Origin of the sequence: Mesoflavibacter sp. CH_XMU1422-2 (assembly GCF_037029245.1) — a bacterium.
Classification (GTDB): Bacteria; Bacteroidota; Bacteroidia; order Flavobacteriales; family Flavobacteriaceae; genus Mesoflavibacter; species Mesoflavibacter zeaxanthinifaciens.
The window spans coordinates 76,025-93,495 of the sequence record NZ_JAYMEE010000034.1; the positions used below are offsets into that span (position 1 = coordinate 76,025).

Here is a 17,471-nt window from a genome sequence, read left to right on the forward strand (position 1 = left end):
TCATATCTTAGCTTAAATTATAAGTCTTCAAGACCTTTCTTTTAAAGAAACATGCAGCAAATAGATCAAAAAATAACCGCTATAATTAATCATTTTCAGCTTAATAATTATGCGTTTTCAAAACGTATAGGTGTTACCGGAACAACAATAGATAGTATTGTTAATGGTAGACCTCAACCAGATGGAACTCGTAAAAAAACCAAACCTGGTTATGATGTGTTAAGTGCGATTATAGATCAGTTCAACATCAATCCAGACTACCTTTTTGGTAAAAGTGATGTAATGTTAAAGCAAGATGTAGCTAAAATTCAAACATATTCTGGAATACCAAAAGTAGTTGCAGTTAATCAAAATGATGAAGAAAACGTAGTCTACGTTCCTGTAAAAGCAAGAGCTGGATATTTAGATGGTTACGGAGATAGCGAGTATATCGAGACTTTACCAACGTTTCATATGCCACAACTTACTAATGGAACATACAGGTGTTTTGAAGTACAAGGCAACTCTATGTTTAGCACATTTGCAGATGGCGATTTGGTTTTTGGTCAATATGTAGAAGATTTAAAAGATATTAAAAATGGTCGTGTTTACGTTATTGTCAGTAAAAATGATGGTATTGTTTTAAAACGAATTATCAATAATATTGAAGAAAAAGGAAAACTTATTTTAAAAAGTGATAACACAAACGGAAATTATCCAACATACACCATAAATGCAGAAGACATTATGGAAGTTTGGCACGTCACAATGTTTGCATCAAAACAAATACCAGAACCAATGGATGTTTATGACCGTTTACACGAGCTTGAAAGTAAATTATTACAACTTCAAGAAGCATTAAAAAACTAAATTAATGCGCTACACTTACAATAAAGACGAAAAACTTAAAAGCCAAAAAGCAATTGAGCAATTATTTGCTGAAGGAAAATCTGTTTCGGCATATCCTTTGCGTATGGTCTATTTAGATAACCAATCTCAACTAAAAGTTGGTGTATCTGTAAGTAAACGAAATTTTAAATTAGCGGTACATCGTAATCGTGTAAAACGTTTGCTACGTGAAGGCTACAGACTTAATAAAAATCTGTTAATAGACAATAAGTTAGACCATTACACGCTAATGATTTTATATATTAGTAAAGAAATGCCGGATTTTAAGATTATTGACAAAAAAATGAAGGCATTACTAACTAAATTTAATGACCAAGTTTCTAATATAGAGAAGAATGAAAAAGATATTTAAAAAACGCATTTTAATTCCTGTTTTTGCGTTAACTATTTTTATAACCGGAAGCGCCTTTAAAAGTGATTTTTTCGAAATAGCTAAACAAATCGAAATTTTTACCACGCTTTTTAAAGAGCTTAATATGAATTATGTAGACGAAACTAATCCTGCAGATTTAATGGATAATGCCATTAAAAATATGCTTAACGATTTAGATCCGTATACCAAATTTTATAACGAACAAGATGTAGAAGCAGAGCGTATACGTCGTACAGGAGATTATACTGGCGTTGGTGCAAGAATTAGAACTTTAAAAGATAAATTAGTAGTTGTAGAGCCTTATAAAGATTATCCAGCAGATAAAGCAGGTCTTAAAGCAGGTGACGAAATTATAGAAGTAGACGGTATCAAAGTAGATGGTTATGAAGATGATGCCTCTAACTTATTAAAAGGTGCACCAAATTCAACATTAAAAGTGACTTACAAACGTCAAGGAAAAACCAATACAACGACCTTAACACGTTCTGAAATAGAAATTAATGCTGTACCTCATTTTTCTATGATTAATGAAACTACAGGCTACATTGTACTTCAAAAATTTAATACAAAAGCGTCTATGCAAACCGAGTATGCCTTAAAAGATTTAAAGGCACAAGGCGCAAAAAGCATCATATTAGATTTACGTAATAATCCTGGTGGATTACTTCGCGAAGCCATAAATATTGTTAACCTTTTTGTACCAAAAGGACAATTGGTAGTAACGACAAAATCTAAGGTTAAAAAATACAATAAAACCTATTATACAAAAAACGAGCCTGTAGATACAGAAATACCTGTTGTAGTATTAATTAACGGTCGTAGTGCTTCTGCTTCCGAGATTGTTTCTGGTGCATTACAAGACTTAGATAGAGCTGTAATTGTTGGCGCACGTAGTTTTGGTAAAGGCTTAGTACAGCGACCAAAAAAGCTAACTTACGGTACACAACTTAAAGTTACAATTTCTAGATACTACACGCCTTCAGGACGTTGTATACAATCTTTAGATTACTGGAATCGTGATGAAAACGGTAACGCAGTACGTATAAAACAAGAAAATTATCATGAGTTTAAAACTAAAAACGGACGTAAAGTCTATGATGGTGGCGGTGTTTTTCCTGATGAAGCTTTAGAAACAACAAAAAATTCTGCAATTACAGATGCTATATTAAACAGTCAAGCCATTTTTGATTTTGCAACTCAGTATTATTACAATCATCAAATTGAAGATATTAACAGTTTTAAATTATCTGATACAGATTTTAATGCATTTAAAAATCATTTAAAAAACTCTAGTTTTGAGTTTGAAACCGAAACAGAAAAAGCGCTTAAAAAAGCTTTTGAAGTCTCTAAAACAGAAAATTTAAATGATGATATTCAAAAAGAATACAATGCTTTATTACAACATTTAGACAAAACTAAGACACAAACTGTAGACCAAAATAAAACACAATTAGTTAATCTACTAACTGACGAGATTGTAAAACGTTATGTATATAGAGAAGGACTGTACGACTACTATAAAGTAAATAATCAAGAGATTAAAACAGCAACACAAATATTGGCTAACCCAAGTAAATACAATAGATATTTAAATTAAAATCTAGTAAAAATTTATTATATTTAGTGGTTAAGCAATTTAAAATGAAGTACTTTTTAATCATCTTTCTGTTAATAAACACGTCTATTTTTTCGCAAAGCGAATTAAAACATGATGTGTATTTTAATACTGACGAATATGATGTTCCTTTAACAGAAGAAAACAGACTTCTGCTTTTTATTTCTTCACTAGACACCATTACAATTGATAAAATTTCAATTTATGGATTTTGTGACGATCGTGGTACCAATGATTATAACTTGGAGCTTTCTCAAAACCGAGCAGATGCTATAAAAATGATGTTTGCTGATTATGGTATTGATCAAAACTTAATAACTAATGTAAATGGTAAAGGCGAAATTTTATTAAAAGTTTTAAAAGAAGACGAAGTAAACAAAGTTAGAGGGTTAAATCGTAAAGTAGAAATTATAGTTGAACCAAAAAAGTTAGCTACAAAAGAGCAAAACATAGAAGAAACAGTTATTGATAAAACTTCTAATAAAGACAAAAAAATAACACCTGAAGATATAGCTAATGGCAACATTAAAACAGGTGATAAAATACGATTAGATAAAATTTATTTTAAAACTAATTACAGTTATGTTACTTCAGATTCTAAAAAAACTTTAGAAAAATTAGCTAAAATTTTAGTTGCAAAGAAAAACGTCTATTTTACTATACAAGGTCATGTGTGTTGTACACAAAATAGTCGTGATGCTGTAGATAAAAGAACACAAAAACGTAATTTATCTGTAGCTAGAGCAAAATATATTTATGATTATTTAGCACGTAAAGGTGTAGATAAAAAACGCATGAAATATGTCGGTTTACGTCGTAAATTTCCTCTTGGTGGTGATCCTAAATACGATAGACGTGTAGAAATCTTGATTACCTATATTGCAGATAAAAAATAATTATTATTTATTTTCATAAACCATAGCAATATGTGGTATACCATCTTCTAAATATTGCTCTCCTACTTCAAAAAACTGTAAATTATTATAAAAACGTTTTAAATAGCACTGTGCAGAAATTTTAATATCTGTCGTGTTAAATACATCTTTAATAGTTTTTATAGATGCATCCATTATATCATAACCATACTTGTGTTTACGTTCATTTTCTTTAACTACAACTCTACCAATACTTGCTAATTCAAAATAATCTCCAGGTTTAAAAATTCTTGTATAACCAACTAAAACTTCATCTTTAAAACCTAAAACATGTAGTGCTATTTGATCTTTTCCATCTATATCTTGATATACACAATCTTGCTCTACTACAAAGACTTCACTACGTAATTGTAGTAAATCATACAGTTCTTTTGTAGTTAATTGACTAAATGTTTTTACTTTAATGTTTAGCATAAATTTAATCTTGTACAATTATATCTTTAGGATCTTCCTTTTTGTATTCTGGTTGGATATTAACGTGATTAATATCAAATTCGTCATGTAATAACTGCTCTATTTGCTGTAAAATAGCATCAAATTGCGTGATTGTAATATCTTTATCTAAATCTAAATGTGCTTCTAGATGAAGCTCGTCATCATTCAAATTCCATATATGTACATGATGTAGTTTTTTAATATGATTTATACTATTAACACGTTTTACAACATCTTCTACATTTATATGCGAAGGTGTAAATAACATTAGCATTTTGGTTGAGGTTTTTAACAAAGCGTAACCAACCCAAATTAAGTATAAACCTATTAAAAATGTTAATACGCTATCTATCCAAAATATTTGGTAGTACTTCATTAATAAACCACCAATTAACACGGCAACACTTGCTAACATATCTGTTAATAAGTGTAAGTATGCAGATTTTATATTGATATTGGTTTGAGAATCTTTTCTTAATAATAAGACACTTAATCCATTAAAAATGATAGCTAAAAGAGATAACCAAATAACAAGATTAGACTCTATAGTTTCTGGATTCTGAAAGCGTTTTACAGCTTCAATAATTAATAATATAGCAATTACTATTAATGTTGAAGCATTTATAAATGCTGCTAAAATTTCGGCACGTTTATAACCAAAAGTTTTATTATTAGACGCTTTTTTCTTTGATAATTTTGCAGCAAAATAGCTTACAATTAAAGAAATAACATCTGTAAAATTGTGTAAAGCATCACTAAGTAATGATAAACTACCAGAAACAAAACCACCAATAATCTGTGCTACGGTAATACCAATATTTAAAAGGATAGATATTAAAAGTTTTTTTCCTCTTAAATCATGTGCGTGATTGTGATTATGTGTATGATGGTGCCCCATCTTATTAACATATAGGTATTTTTTCTACTCTATTTTGGTGTCTTCCGCCTTCAAATTTAGTCTCTAAAAATGTATCTACCATAGCAATAGCTTGTTGTAAAGCGGTGTAACGTGCAGGTATACAAATAATATTTGCATTGTTATGTAAACGGGTAAGTTCTGTAATTTCTTTAGTCCAACATACACCAGCTCTTACTTTTTGGTGTTTATTAGCTGTCATAGCTACACCGTTAGCACTTCCACAAATTAAAATACCAAAATCTGCAGCTTCATCTGTAACATCTTTAGCTACAGGATGTACAAAATCTGGATAATCTACACTATCTGATGCATCTGTACCATAATTAATAACTGTAATACCTTTGTCCTCTAAATGCTTTTTTATAGCAAATTTATATTCTGTACCAGCGTGATCGTTACCTATTGAAATTTTCATAATAATTGATGTTGTGTTGTTTAAAGTGCTTCAAAGTTACTAATTGCTTACCATTATTAATAATCTTTATATAGTAACTTATCCATAAATACGTAAAAAAGTTAATAACTCTAATAATTGTTAATTTCTCTATTTTAAGTATTGATTAGTTGTTAATATCTTCTTATTCTTTTTTAAAACTTTTATTTGGATTATTAGCTAAAATTTACAATCCGTAACGTTTAGTTAACAACCAAATTAGTTAACCTTAATTTTTTGTAAACTTATAAGCACTAAAATGTCAATTTTCAACGTCAATTTTATAAGTATTTATTAAAAATCTTTAGTTAATTTAGGTTATAAACAGTTGTTAATAATGTAGTAATTAAGCTTTAAAATCAGAGACTTAATAAGCTAATAAGTTGTTAATAGAAGAAGTCTAACGTAATTTCAAATAAAAACTAAAAAAAGTTATACCGCTATTAACAAGCTATAATAATCATCATTATTTTTTTAAAATTTTAAAAGAAAAGAAATGATATATAATATAAATGTGAATAACGTTTGAAGTCTTTAATTTAACGCTTCCTTAATTCTATTTTAAATTTAAAAATGTAGCTTTGTAAAAACTTAATGACTTTCTCTTCCCACTAATTAAGTTAATTATAAACCGAATTTCACTTAACTTTAGAAATTCAATACATTAAAAAATATAAATGTCAAAGAAGAAAAAGAAAAGGAAACCTAGTCATAATAAGATTTCCAATCTAACAGATACTATTCTAAACATACTTAGAAAAGAACGTAATAAAACCTTTAATTACAAGCAGATAGCAGCTAAATTAGGCGTTAATGATGCTAGTAGTCGTAACCAGATTATAAAAAAACTAGCCCAACTTAAAGCAAAGCAAGAGATTGAAGAAGTAGAACGTGGTAAGTTTAAAGCAGTTGTTACTACCGAGTATCATACTGGTATTTTTGATGCTTCTTCAAGAGGAGCAGGATACGTGATTTGTGATGATTTTGATGAAGATATCTTTATTGCCTCTAACAATGTTAACAAAGCGTTAGATGGTGACGAAGTAGAACTTTACGTCTTTAAACGTCGTAAACGCGGTAAATTAGAAGGCGAAATCACACAAATCATTAAGCGTGCAAAAACGCAATATGTTGGTGTTATACAAATACACGAAAAGAACAATTTTGCATTTGTAGTCCCAGATTCTAACAAAATGACTACAGATATTTTTGTGCCTATTAACAAAATTAATAAAGCCGAAGATGGTGATAAAGTTTTAGTTGAGTTAGTAGATTGGCCAGAAAAAGCAGATTCACCAAACGGTCGTGTAAAAGAAGTGCTTGGTAAACCAGGAGAACACAATACTGAAATCCATGCTATTTTAGCCGAATATGGGTTACCGTACGAATTTCCAAAAGAAGTCGAAGATTTTGCAAATCAAATAGATACCTCTATTAAGCCAGAAGAAATTAAAAAACGTCGCGATATGCGTAAAGATTTAACCTTTACCATAGATCCTAAAGACGCTAAAGATTTTGATGATGCATTATCCTTTAAAGTTTTAGAAAATGGCTTATTTGAGATAGGAATACACATTGCAGACGTATCTCACTATTTAGAAGAAGGTACCATTTTAGATGATGAAGCTTACGAGCGTGCAACATCTGTTTATTTAGTAGATAGAGTAGTGCCAATGCTTCCAGAAATATTAAGTAATGGCGCTTGCTCTTTACGTCCACATGAAGAAAAATATACCTTTTCAGCAGTTTTTAAACTAAATGAAAAAGCCGAAATCAAAGACCAATGGTTTGGTAGAACAGTAACGTATAGTGATGCAAGATTTGCTTATGAAGAAGCGCAAGCTGTTATAGAAAATAACACAGATTTCACGATCACTGAACGCAGTCTGAGTTATATTAAAACCGAAATTCCAGAAGACGTTTCACTTACCGGTAAAACATACAATACACAACCAGATATAGCCGAAGCTATTTTAGTTTTAGACCGATTAGCAAAGAAAATGCGAAGCAAACGTATGCGTTCTGGAGCAATTAGTTTTGATAAAGTTGAAGTAAGATTTACTTTAGATGAACAAGCAAATCCAACAGGCGTTCATTTTAAAACCAGTAAGGATGCTAACAAGTTAATAGAAGAATTTATGCTATTAGCCAATCGTAAAGTATCAGAGTTTGTTTCTAAAATGAAACCATCAAAAACCTTTGTATATCGTGTGCATGACGAGCCAGATGAAAGTAAATTAGCAGCTTTACAAGGTGTAGTTGCTAGATTTGGTCATAAATTAAACTTTAAAAGTCGCGATAATATAGCAGCGTCTTTAAATAAATTATTGTCAGATGTTCAAGGTCAAAAAGAACAAAATTTAGTAGATACCTTGACTATTAGAACCATGTCAAAAGCAGAATATACAACCCATAACATTGGACATTACGGTCTTGCTTTTGATTATTACAGTCATTTTACATCGCCAATTAGACGTTATCCAGATGTCATGGCGCACCGTTTATTACAACGTTATTTAGATGGCGAAAAAAGTGCAAACGAAGAGATTTATGAAGAAAAATGCATGCACTCAAGTAATATGGAATATTTAGCCACAAAAGCCGAACGTGATAGCATAAAATACATGCAAATTAAGTTTATGCAAGATCATCAAGATGAAGAATTTGTAGGCGTAATTTCTGGTGTAACCGATTGGGGAATTTATGTCGAGATTATTGCTAATAAATGCGAAGGAATGGTCCGTATTAGAGATATAAAAGATGATTATTACGAGTTTGATCAAGACCAATTTGCACTTGTTGGACGCGAAACAAAAAACATGTACCAATTAGGAGACGAAGTTGTTGTAAAAGTAAAACAAGCAGATTTGGTAAAACGTCATTTAGATTTTGATTTAATTGGTAAACACGAAGAGTAGATTTTTTTGTCATTCAGAGCTGTCACATTGAGCGTAGTCGAAATGAAAGCGAAGAATCTCAACTATAACTATTAATATTTAGATTCATCAGTCATGCTTCCTTCTGAATGACAATTAAAAATATTAATAGTTCATTCAAAGTCAAACGAAGAATCTATTTTATTTGTAACATTTTATAAATTTAAAGGACTAATTAATAAAATATAAACCATGATTTTAACCACTACAAATACTATAGAAGGCTTTAAAATAATAGAATATAAAGGCATTGTAACTGGTACTTCTTTTGAAATGAAAACAAAGTTTTCTTTTAAAGTCGAAAAAAGTAAAGACATTACAAAAGAGGTAATTAACGAAGCTAAGGAACATGCGTTTCAAGAGTTACAAGACAATGCTAAAAATTTAAATGCTAATGCTGTAGTTGGAATTAGTTTTGATATAGAAACTGTAAATGGCTCTTATTTTTTTGTTTCAGTAGTAGGAACAGCAGTAAATGTTGCATAATTAATCATCGGTTCGAGTGATTTTTTAAGCATTAAAAAATCATATCAAGAACAAAATATTTATAAAACTGTAACACTAATCAAAAAATAGACTCTTAATACAAACAAAACCTTTAATATTATGAAATATTTACTGTCTATTTTAGCTTTAGTTTTTAGCTTAAATACCTTTGCACAAAACCCAAAAAGTCAGCATGTAGGTGACTTTACAACGGTTAAAGTTTTCGATTTAATAAAAGTAAGTCTAGTAAAGTCTGACGAAAATAAAGTGATTATTACTGGTGAAGATGTAGACGATGTGGAAGTAGTAATTAAAAACGATATGTTAAAAATACGCATGGACATAGACCGTATTTTTGATGGTACAAAAACCTTTGTTGCAGTGCATTATAAAGACATAAAAGTTATTGATGCTAATGAAGGATCTAAAATTGTAGGTAACGAGCTTATCACACAAGACACAATCGAATTACGTGCCCAAGAAGGTGCAACAATTATTGCAGGATTAGATGTAAACACAGTAAATGTAAGAGCTGTAACTGGCGGAATTATAGAAACTAGAGGTAAAGCTAACACTCAAAATATTACATTAAATACAGGTGGAATTTACGAAGGAAGAGATTTTCAAACTAAAAATACAAACATAAAAGTAAGAGCTGCAGGAGAAGCAGAAGTAACTGCAAGCGATACTGTAGATGCACGTATTACGGCTGGTGGAGATATTGATATCTATGGTAATCCTAGAACCGTTACTAAAAAGAATACCTTTGGCGGATCTATTACGGTTAAAGATTAATAACTTAATTACAGTTATGTCAGGTTGAGCGCAGTCGAAACCTAAATAAAAAACATAAAGCTTCAGTTTTAAATTGAAGCTTTTTTTATTTCTGTTAATAAGCATTCTATAATCAATAAATAATTTCTTTACTTTGTAAGACAATCCAGCTATACAACATGTTTGACGATATTCTTACTGCAATTCCTTTTGGTATCATACTTTCTTTTACTATTGGACCAGTATTTTTTGTTTTGTTAGAAACTGCTGCAACCAAAGGGTTTAAAAGTGCTTTAATATTTGATGCAGGAGTAATTCTAGCAGATATTTTATTTATTGTAGTTGCATTTTTTAGTACCGAAAAATTGGTAGGTAAAATAGAAAAAGATCCTAATTTTTTAATTTTTGGTGGTGTTTTATTAGCCATTTATGGCTTTATTTCATTTATAAAAACATCAAAATCGTTTAGAGAAATAGTAAGAGAATATCATAAAGTAGAAATTAAAAAAGGCTATGGTAAATTATTCTTAAAAGGCTTTTTGCTCAACTTTATTAACATTGGTGTACTGTTAGGTTGGGTAGCTTTTATTGTAATTGCTAATTCTATAACCACGTCTAAAAATGGTGTAATTGTCTTTATTAGTACCATGTTAATAACTTACTTTTTAGCAGATTTAGTAAAAATTACAGCTGCAAAAGCTTTAAAAAATAAGCTCACACCAAGACTTATTTACAAGACTAAAAAGATTGTAGCTTTAGTAATATTAGGCTTTGGCGTGCTATTACTAGTCCAAGGTTTCTTCCCAAAAGAAAAAGAATTACTTAAAGAAAAAATAGAACAGATTAATCCTTTGGATTAGAATTTTAAAAAAAAGCAACGTCATTTCGATAGATTTGAGAGGTACGAACAAATTGTATCGAGAAGTAGTTGCATTAAAAGTCCTCGATACAACACTCCTTTGTCGTGTCACTCGAACTGACGTAATTAATTAGACGTAATTAATTAGAAACAAAAAAAGCTTCCAGATTTTCTGAAAGCTTTTAGAGGCGTCTAGCGGATTCGAACCGCTGTACAAGGTTTTGCAGACCTCTGCCTAGCCACTCGGCCAAGACGCCAATTATAATTGGACAGCAAATGTAAAAAAAATAAACTTTTTACACTATTTCTTGAAGTTTTTTCTTTTGTCACTCATAACAATTGTTACTTGCTCTACATCGCCACCAATTGGCGGATTTATTTTACTAACACTAACTGTTGCTTTTTTAATCATTTGATCTTCAGTAAAAATTCGGTTTAAAATACGTCGTGCAACATGCTCTAAAAGTGCGCTTGGTACTTTCATTTCTTCAAAAATAATTCGGTTTAAAAACACGTAATCTACCGTATCTTTCAGTTGATCTGTCTTTGCACTATGCTGTAAATTGGCTGTAATTTCTAAATCCACACGATAATCACTACCAATAGCAGTTTCTTCTTTTAAACAACCGTGATGCGCAAATACTCTAATATTTTCAACTTTAATTTTTCCCATTTCAATAAAATTTCAGCAAAAATACCTAAAAATTTTACGTGCTCTATTTTTAAAGGAAAGAACAATTCATTTCAACTAAAAAATAACTAATTTTACACTTTATTATTAAAGTAGATTAATAGCAGTAATCACTTAAAAATAAACCTAATTACATGTCTGAAGAAACAAAATCACTCAATTTTATTGAGCATATTATAGAAGAAGATTTAGCTAATGGATTAGCTAAGGATAAATTACGTTTTCGTTTTCCGCCAGAACCTAATGGCTATTTGCACATTGGTCATACCAAAGCTATTGGTATTAGTTTTGGTTTAGGATTAAAGTACAATGCGCCTGTTAATCTTAGATTTGACGATACTAACCCAGCAAAAGAAGAGCAAGAATATGTAGATGCCATTAAAAAAGATGTGGCTTGGTTAGGTTACCAATGGGAAAACGAGCTGTATTCTTCAGATTATTTTCAACAGTTATACGATTGGGCTGTACAATTAATTAAAGACGGAAAGGCGTATGTAGATAGCCAATCTTCTGAAGCGATGGCAGAACAAAAAGGAACACCAACACAACCTGGTATAGATGGTCCTTATCGTAACCGATCTGTAGAAGAAAATTTAGACCTTTTTGAACGCATGAAAAATGGCGAATTCAATGAAGGTGAACATATTTTACGTGCTAAAATAGACATGCAACATCCTAATATGTTAATGCGTGATCCTATTATGTACCGTATTTTAAAGAAACATCATCATCGTACTGGTAACGATTGGTGCATTTATCCAATGTACGATTGGACGCATGGCGAAAGCGATTATATCGAGCAAATTAGTCACAGTTTATGTTCTTTAGAATTTAAACCACATAGAGAGCTTTACGATTGGTTTAAAGAGCAAGTTTACGATTATGCTAAGGAAACCTATCCAATGCAGCCAAAACAGCGCGAATTTGCGCGTTTAAACCTTTCTTATACCATTATGAGTAAACGTAAGTTGCTTAAATTGGTAGAAGAGAAGGTAGTTTCGGGTTGGGACGATCCGCGTATGCCAACCATTTCTGGTTTACGACGTAGAGGTTATACACCAAATTCAATAAGACAATTTATAGAAAAAGTAGGTGTTGCAAAGCGCGAAAACGTGATCGATGTTGCGCTTTTAGAATTCTGCGTACGTGAGGATTTAAATAAAACTGCACCACGTGTTATGGCGGTTTTAGATCCTTTAAAAGCGGTCATTACTAATTATCCAGACGATAAAGAAGAATGGTTAGATGCCGAAAATAATCCAGAAGACGATAGTGCTGGATCTAGAAAAGTACCTTTTTCTAAAGAAATATATATTGAAAAAGAAGATTTTAAAGAAGAAGCAGGAAGTAAGTTTTTTAGATTAAAATTAGGTGGCGAAGTACGTTTAAAAAATGCTTATATTATTAAAGCTGAAAACGTTGTAAAAGATGCTGAAGGAAATATTACCGAAGTACATTGTACTTACGATACAGATACCTCTAAAAAAGTAAAAGGAACGTTACATTGGGTTTCTATTAAACATGCTGTAAAAGCTGAAGTTAGAGAATATGATAGGCTGTTTATGGACGAAGCGCCAGATAGTCATGATGGTAAAGATTTTATGGAATTTTTAAATCCAAATTCTTTAAACATCATCAATGCATTTGTAGAGCCAAGTTTAACAGAAGCTAAAGTAGGAGAGCAGTTTCAGTTTCAACGTTTAGGGTATTTTAATGTGGATGACGATTCTAAATCTGACGCCTTAGTATTCAATAAAACTGTTGGTTTACGTGATAGTTGGGCAAAACAAGCACCAAAACAAAACCAGATTCAGCCTCAAAAGCAAACTAATAATCGTCCTGCAATAGAGCAAATAAAGTCTTTTGGTAAAAAGTATGATAGACTACCAGATGATGCTAGAGCAAAAGCAAAAGCAGAAATCTTAGAATTAGCCAAAGACGTATCTTATGAAGATGTAGAGCCACTTTTTAATACTTCTAAAAAGAAAAGTGGTACGCGTATTATTACAATGATCACACTTGGTGTTTTACTTAAAAATGGTTTAGAAAAAAACGAAGCTATTAATGAGTTTATAAATACAGCATTAGAAGACAAAAACAAGTTGTTGGTAGAAGAAGCGCAACAGTTAGCTTAATATAAAACACAAACTAAAACCCGCTAAGTTTTACTTAGCGGGTTTTTATATATATAAATTTTAACAACCATTTAGTATATAATCTTTTGATTTATAAGTGATTTGAATTATTTTGAATGGATAACTTAAATCAAAAATAAAATGGACGCAATACAAGAATTATTAAGTAAAATTACAGCTAAGACAAGAGAAATAGAAGAAGATTATCCAGAGTTACAAAAGTACTTAGACGAGCAACGTATTACATTACCAAAGGATAATAACGAAACACATATTGATAAACAATCTTTAGAAGATTATCTAAATTCTTTACAGAGTTTGATAGATAATTATGAGAAAGAAAATAAATAAAAAAAGCCTCTTAATAGAGGCTTTTTTTGTGTTTACTATTTTAGATTTTACTCTTCTTCTTTTTTGCGTTTAGCTTCTTTCATAGCTTCACCAATTTGGTTACTTGCGGTAAAACTTGCAACCATTTCGTTTAGCATATTACTTCCAGCTTGTGGCGCATTTGGTAATAAGATTAAGTTACTATTAGTTTCTTCACCTAATGATTGTAGCGTATCGTAATGCTGCGTTACAACTATTAATGCAGATGCTTCTTGACTATTAATACCAACACGGTTTAAAACTTCTACAGACTCTTCTAATCCACGTGCAATCTCGCGTCTTTGATCTGCAATACCTTGACCTTGTAAACGTTTACTTTCAGCTTCAGCTTTAGCTTTTTCAACAATTAAAATACGTTGTGCATCACCTTCATATTGTGCAGCAGTTTTTTCACGTTCTGCAGCATTAATACGGTTCATTGCAGCTTTTACTTGTGCATCAGGATCTATATCTGTTACAAGAGTTTTAATAATGTCAAATCCATAGTCTAACATCGCGTCGTTTAGCTCAGCTTTCACCGCTAATGCAATATCATCTTTTTTAACAAAAACGTCATCTAATTTCATCTTAGGTACTTCTGCACGTACCACATCAAATACATAACTTGTAATTTGCTCATGCGGATAATCTAACTTATAAAACGCATCGTACACTTTTTGACTTAACACACGGTATTGTACAGAAACTTTAAGTCTAACAAATACATCGTCTAATGTTTTAGTTTCTACAATGACATCTAATTGCTGAATTTTTAAGCTTAATCGACCAGCAATTTTATCTATTAAAGGAATTTTTAAGTGAAGACCAGATTGTCTTATACTATGAAATTTACCAAAGCGTTCTATAATTACTGCAGTTTGTTGTTTAACAACAAAAAATGCTGAAATTAAAATGATTAGTCCTAAGACTACAATAGGAATTAAAAAAGGCATAATTAATGGTTTTTGGTTTTACTTTATTGATTACTAATTTAAGTTATATTTGTTCACTAATCTATATTATTAGTAATGAAAAAATTTAAACTTTATCTATTAGTAGCAATTTGTAGTCTATTTGTTACATTTTCTTTTGCACAAAGAAGTTCTTACAACATAAAAAACGGATTTGCTCTTGGTGGTGGATTAACTCAGTTTGATATTATTACTGATAATTTTGAAACTAAAAGTAATACAGGTTGGTTAGCACATATGTCTGCAACGGTAGATATTCCTCATAAATGGTACAATGTAAGTTATGGTATGCAATTATCTGAAAATAGCATGAGTGTAAACGGATTTGCATCTGCTTTAAGCAATAATTTTAAGCCTATAGATTACAAGATTTTAACTGCTCAAGTTGTTTTTTTAATACATGCAAAATTAGCTGGACCATATTTAACTTTAGATTTTGGACCAGTTTTACAGTACAATAGTGATTTAGAATTTGATGATGAAGGTCAAGAAGATTGGTTTGTTGCAGAGTTTGATAGTTTATTGGCTAAAGATTTTGTAGATCTTACTAATTTTAATGTGAATGGTGCGATTGGATTAACCGCAGGTTTTGAAAACTTTAAAATAAGAGGACAATATATCTATGGTTTTACTAATATACTTGGTGATTTAAATGATTCTAATGCTGCTAATTTTACTAATAAAAAATTTAAAGGAAATCAAAGCATGTTAACCATAGCTTTATTGATAACGTTTTAAAATTTATACCAAATAAATTAATTAAAAAAGCCTCTAAATATTAGAGGCTTTTTTGTTTATGTATTATTCTATTGTGTATCATAAAAAAATTCGTCAATTCGAGTGGATTTTACGATTGAAAATGAGTAAAATCAGTATCGAGAATAGAATTTTTTAATCCAAACAAGTTCTCGATACAATTTTTCGTTCCTCAAAATCACTCGAACTGACGTTTTATTATAAAATTGAAATCAAAATGTACAAAGGGTTTGATTAATATTTTAACCTATTTTTTCAATTAAATTATCAATACGTTTAACAGTTTCGTTTTTACCAATCATGTACATGATGTCAAAAACATCTGGTCCTTGTAATGCACCAACTAAGGCTAAACGTAGTGGCATCATCACTTTACCAAAACCAATGTCGTTAGACGTAATCCAACCTTTTACATCGTTTTGAAGTGTCTCAACTTCAAAATTTTCAATATTATTTATGATAGATTTTACGTCTGTCATTATAGATTTTGTATCGTCTTTAATGGCTTTTTTAAAAGCTTTTTCGTCATATTCTGTTGGAGCTACAAAGAAGAAATTACTTAAATCCCAAAAGTCGTTTACAAACGTAGCACGTTCTTTAATTAACCCAACAACCATTGATATGTAATTAACATCTATGTCATAATCACCTAGATCATCTGAATTTAATGTTACATTTCTATCAACGATTGGTTTAAAAGCTTCAGCTAAATTATCATTACTTTGTTCTTGCATGTAATGGTGATTAAACCATTTAATTTTATCTGGATCAAAACGTGCTCCGGCTTTATTCACTTTAGATAAATCAAACGCTTCTATAAGTTCTTCTAAACTAAAAATTTCTTGTTCTGTTCCAGGATTCCATCCTAAAAAGGCTAAAAAGTTAACAACAGCTTCAGCAAAATATCCATCTTCTTTATAACCTTTTGAAACATCACCTTCTGGAGATATATATTCTAAAGGAAATACAGGAAATCCTAATTTATCGCCATCACGTTTACTTAATTTTCCTTTTCCTGTTGGTTTTAGGATTAACGGTAAATGAGCAAATTCTGGTGCTTCCCAACCAAAAGCATCGTATAATTGGTAATGTAAAGCAAGACTTGGTAGCCATTCTTCACCTCTAATTACGTGCGTAATTTCCATTAAATGGTCATCAACAATATTAGCTAGGTGATAAGTTGGCATTCCGTCTGCTTTAAACAAAACTTTATCATCTAAAATGTTGGTATCAATTTTAATATCACCACGAATAATATCTTTAAGATGAAGTGTTTGATCCTGCGGACTTTTAAATCGAATTACATAATCTTCACCAGCATCTAATTTAGCTTGCACGTCTTCCGCGCTAAGCGATAAAGAGTTGCTTAATTTTTCTCTGTTATGCCAATTGTAGATAAACGTTTTTCCTTTAGCTTCATGGTCTTTTCTGTGTGCATCAAGTGCTTCTGCAGTATCAAATGCGTAATAGGCATGACCACTTTTAATTAATTGATCGGCATATTGTTTGTATAAGTCTTTACGTTCACTTTGTCTGTATGGACCAAATTTTTCATTTTTATTTGGACCTTCATCAAACGGAATATTACACCAATTTAAACTATCTATAATGTATTGTTCTGCACCTTCTACATAACGGTTTTGGTCTGTATCTTCTATACGTAGCACAAAAGTACCGTTGTATTTTTTTGCAAATAAATAATTAAATAATGCGGTACGTACGCCGCCAATATGTAAAGGTCCTGTAGGACTTGGTGCAAAACGCACTCTAACTTGTTTTGACATTTCTTTTGGTTTGAAAGTGCAAAGATAGAATAGAGTAGAAGAAACACAAAGAACTATTTAAAAACAAGTTTTAAGCGCCTTTAACAGACATAAAAAAATAAAAACTGTATTT

17 protein-coding genes and 1 tRNA gene are annotated in these 17,471 nt (G+C 30.7%); 11 read left to right on the forward strand and 7 right to left on the reverse strand.

What is annotated here, in order from left to right; genetic code table 11:
* Nucleotides 1-51 precede the first annotated feature (51 nt).
* From WA340_RS04430 to WA340_RS04445, 4 genes are read left to right on the forward strand one after another with little or no spacing between them, the layout of a single operon-like run.
* Nucleotides 52-849, forward strand: coding sequence for a S24 family peptidase (locus WA340_RS04430; RefSeq protein ID WP_336127493.1), 798 nt, complete (start codon nt 52-54; stop codon nt 847-849).
* A 4-nt stretch (nt 850-853) separates the two neighbouring features.
* A complete protein-coding gene (gene rnpA, locus WA340_RS04435) occupies nt 854-1,240 on the forward strand; it encodes a ribonuclease P protein component (protein ID WP_336127495.1) in 387 nt (128 codons plus the stop codon).
* Nucleotides 1,224-2,858, forward strand: a complete 1,635-nt coding sequence (locus WA340_RS04440; RefSeq protein WP_336127497.1) for a S41 family peptidase — start codon at nt 1,224-1,226, stop codon at nt 2,856-2,858. Before rnpA ends, WA340_RS04440 begins: the two co-directional genes overlap by 17 nt.
* A gap of 44 nt (nt 2,859-2,902) precedes the next feature.
* Entirely contained in the window at nt 2,903-3,772 is an 870-nt protein-coding gene (locus WA340_RS04445) for an OmpA family protein (RefSeq protein WP_336127499.1), read from the forward strand.
* A 3-nt stretch (nt 3,773-3,775) separates the two neighbouring features.
* Here the strand turns inward: WA340_RS04445 and WA340_RS04450 are convergent, their stop codons facing one another.
* From WA340_RS04450 to rpiB, 3 genes are read right to left on the reverse strand one after another with little or no spacing between them, the layout of a single operon-like run.
* Nucleotides 3,776-4,225: a GNAT family N-acetyltransferase gene (locus WA340_RS04450; protein WP_336127501.1), complete on the reverse strand. Its 450-nt coding sequence runs from the start codon at nt 4,223-4,225 to the stop codon at nt 3,776-3,778.
* 4 nt (nt 4,226-4,229) lie between these two features.
* Nucleotides 4,230-5,144 (reverse strand): cation diffusion facilitator family transporter, encoded by a 915-nt coding sequence (locus tag WA340_RS04455; RefSeq protein WP_336127502.1) that lies wholly within the window; start codon nt 5,142-5,144, stop codon nt 4,230-4,232.
* A 4-nt stretch (nt 5,145-5,148) separates the two neighbouring features.
* Nucleotides 5,149-5,580 carry a ribose 5-phosphate isomerase B gene (gene rpiB, locus WA340_RS04460; protein WP_336127503.1) on the reverse strand — a complete coding sequence of 144 codons (432 nt, stop codon included), beginning with the start codon at nt 5,578-5,580 and terminating at the stop codon, nt 5,149-5,151.
* Between the two features lie 695 nt (nt 5,581-6,275).
* Between rpiB and WA340_RS04465 the strand changes: the two genes are divergently transcribed.
* The 4 genes from WA340_RS04465 (at nt 6,276) to WA340_RS04480 (ending at nt 10,654) form a co-directional block, all read left to right on the forward strand.
* The gene (locus WA340_RS04465) at nt 6,276-8,516 is read left to right on the forward strand and encodes a ribonuclease R family protein (protein WP_336127504.1); all 2,241 of its coding nucleotides are present in this window, start codon (nt 6,276-6,278) and stop codon (nt 8,514-8,516) included.
* A gap of 210 nt (nt 8,517-8,726) precedes the next feature.
* Nucleotides 8,727-9,020, forward strand: coding sequence for a YbjQ family protein (locus tag WA340_RS04470; RefSeq protein ID WP_336127506.1), 294 nt, complete (start codon nt 8,727-8,729; stop codon nt 9,018-9,020).
* Between the two features lie 120 nt (nt 9,021-9,140).
* Nucleotides 9,141-9,815, forward strand: coding sequence for a head GIN domain-containing protein (locus WA340_RS04475; protein ID WP_106680811.1), 675 nt, complete (start codon nt 9,141-9,143; stop codon nt 9,813-9,815).
* Nucleotides 9,816-9,973: 158 nt separating this feature from the next.
* Nucleotides 9,974-10,654, forward strand: coding sequence for a LysE family translocator (locus WA340_RS04480; RefSeq protein ID WP_027879347.1), 681 nt, complete (start codon nt 9,974-9,976; stop codon nt 10,652-10,654).
* A gap of 185 nt (nt 10,655-10,839) precedes the next feature.
* On the opposite strand, the gene WA340_RS04485 is transcribed toward WA340_RS04480, so the two are convergent.
* Together WA340_RS04485 and folB are read right to left on the reverse strand one after the other, a co-directional pair.
* Nucleotides 10,840-10,910 (reverse strand) — tRNA-Cys (locus tag WA340_RS04485).
* Between the two features lie 44 nt (nt 10,911-10,954).
* The gene (folB, locus tag WA340_RS04490; RefSeq protein ID WP_106680808.1) at nt 10,955-11,326 is read right to left on the reverse strand and encodes a dihydroneopterin aldolase; all 372 of its coding nucleotides are present in this window, start codon (nt 11,324-11,326) and stop codon (nt 10,955-10,957) included.
* 152 nt (nt 11,327-11,478) lie between these two features.
* On the opposite strand from folB, the gene WA340_RS04495 reads away from it, so the two are divergent.
* On the forward strand, nt 11,479-13,479 hold the full coding sequence (locus WA340_RS04495; protein WP_336127508.1) for a glutamine--tRNA ligase/YqeY domain fusion protein: 2,001 nt from the start codon (nt 11,479-11,481) through the stop codon (nt 13,477-13,479).
* 141 nt (nt 13,480-13,620) lie between these two features.
* Nucleotides 13,621-13,830 (forward strand): hypothetical protein, encoded by a 210-nt coding sequence (locus tag WA340_RS04500; RefSeq protein ID WP_027879344.1) that lies wholly within the window; start codon nt 13,621-13,623, stop codon nt 13,828-13,830.
* A 47-nt stretch (nt 13,831-13,877) separates the two neighbouring features.
* Here the strand turns inward: WA340_RS04500 and WA340_RS04505 are convergent, their stop codons facing one another.
* The gene (locus WA340_RS04505; protein WP_027879343.1) at nt 13,878-14,801 is read right to left on the reverse strand and encodes an SPFH domain-containing protein; all 924 of its coding nucleotides are present in this window, start codon (nt 14,799-14,801) and stop codon (nt 13,878-13,880) included.
* Between the two features lie 75 nt (nt 14,802-14,876).
* Here WA340_RS04505 and WA340_RS04510 point away from each other — a divergent pair, with 75 nt between their 5' ends.
* The gene (locus WA340_RS04510) at nt 14,877-15,557 is read left to right on the forward strand and encodes a hypothetical protein (protein WP_336127511.1); all 681 of its coding nucleotides are present in this window, start codon (nt 14,877-14,879) and stop codon (nt 15,555-15,557) included.
* 260 nt (nt 15,558-15,817) lie between these two features.
* Here WA340_RS04510 and gltX read toward each other — a convergent pair whose 3' ends face one another.
* Nucleotides 15,818-17,359, reverse strand: coding sequence for a glutamate--tRNA ligase (gltX, locus tag WA340_RS04515; protein WP_336127512.1), 1,542 nt, complete (start codon nt 17,357-17,359; stop codon nt 15,818-15,820).
* Between the last annotated feature and the right edge of the window lie 112 nt (nt 17,360-17,471).

What these genes read in the sequence shown, in the direction of transcription:
- WA340_RS04495 (WP_336127508.1), top strand. Translation starts at nt 11,479, where the DNA reads ATGTCTGAAGAAACAAAATCACTCAATTTTATTGAGCATATTATAGAA.
- WA340_RS04450 (WP_336127501.1), bottom strand. Translation starts at nt 4,225, where the DNA reads ATGCTAAACATTAAAGTAAAAACATTTAGTCAATTAACTACAAAAGAA.
- rnpA (WP_336127495.1), top strand. Translation starts at nt 854, where the DNA reads ATGCGCTACACTTACAATAAAGACGAAAAACTTAAAAGCCAAAAAGCA.
- WA340_RS04475 (WP_106680811.1), top strand. Translation starts at nt 9,141, where the DNA reads ATGAAATATTTACTGTCTATTTTAGCTTTAGTTTTTAGCTTAAATACC.
- WA340_RS04430 (WP_336127493.1), top strand. Translation starts at nt 52, where the DNA reads ATGCAGCAAATAGATCAAAAAATAACCGCTATAATTAATCATTTTCAG.
- WA340_RS04505 (WP_027879343.1), bottom strand. Translation starts at nt 14,801, where the DNA reads ATGCCTTTTTTAATTCCTATTGTAGTCTTAGGACTAATCATTTTAATT.
- WA340_RS04510 (WP_336127511.1), top strand. Translation starts at nt 14,877, where the DNA reads ATGAAAAAATTTAAACTTTATCTATTAGTAGCAATTTGTAGTCTATTT.
- WA340_RS04440 (WP_336127497.1), top strand. Translation starts at nt 1,224, where the DNA reads ATGAAAAAGATATTTAAAAAACGCATTTTAATTCCTGTTTTTGCGTTA.
- WA340_RS04445 (WP_336127499.1), top strand. Translation starts at nt 2,903, where the DNA reads ATGAAGTACTTTTTAATCATCTTTCTGTTAATAAACACGTCTATTTTT.
- WA340_RS04470 (WP_336127506.1), top strand. Translation starts at nt 8,727, where the DNA reads ATGATTTTAACCACTACAAATACTATAGAAGGCTTTAAAATAATAGAA.
- WA340_RS04500 (WP_027879344.1), top strand. Translation starts at nt 13,621, where the DNA reads ATGGACGCAATACAAGAATTATTAAGTAAAATTACAGCTAAGACAAGA.
- WA340_RS04455 (WP_336127502.1), bottom strand. Translation starts at nt 5,144, where the DNA reads ATGGGGCACCATCATACACATAATCACAATCACGCACATGATTTAAGA.
- gltX (WP_336127512.1), bottom strand. Translation starts at nt 17,359, where the DNA reads ATGTCAAAACAAGTTAGAGTGCGTTTTGCACCAAGTCCTACAGGACCT.
- WA340_RS04480 (WP_027879347.1), top strand. Translation starts at nt 9,974, where the DNA reads ATGTTTGACGATATTCTTACTGCAATTCCTTTTGGTATCATACTTTCT.
- folB (WP_106680808.1), bottom strand. Translation starts at nt 11,326, where the DNA reads ATGGGAAAAATTAAAGTTGAAAATATTAGAGTATTTGCGCATCACGGT.
- rpiB (WP_336127503.1), bottom strand. Translation starts at nt 5,580, where the DNA reads ATGAAAATTTCAATAGGTAACGATCACGCTGGTACAGAATATAAATTT.
- WA340_RS04465 (WP_336127504.1), top strand. Translation starts at nt 6,276, where the DNA reads ATGTCAAAGAAGAAAAAGAAAAGGAAACCTAGTCATAATAAGATTTCC.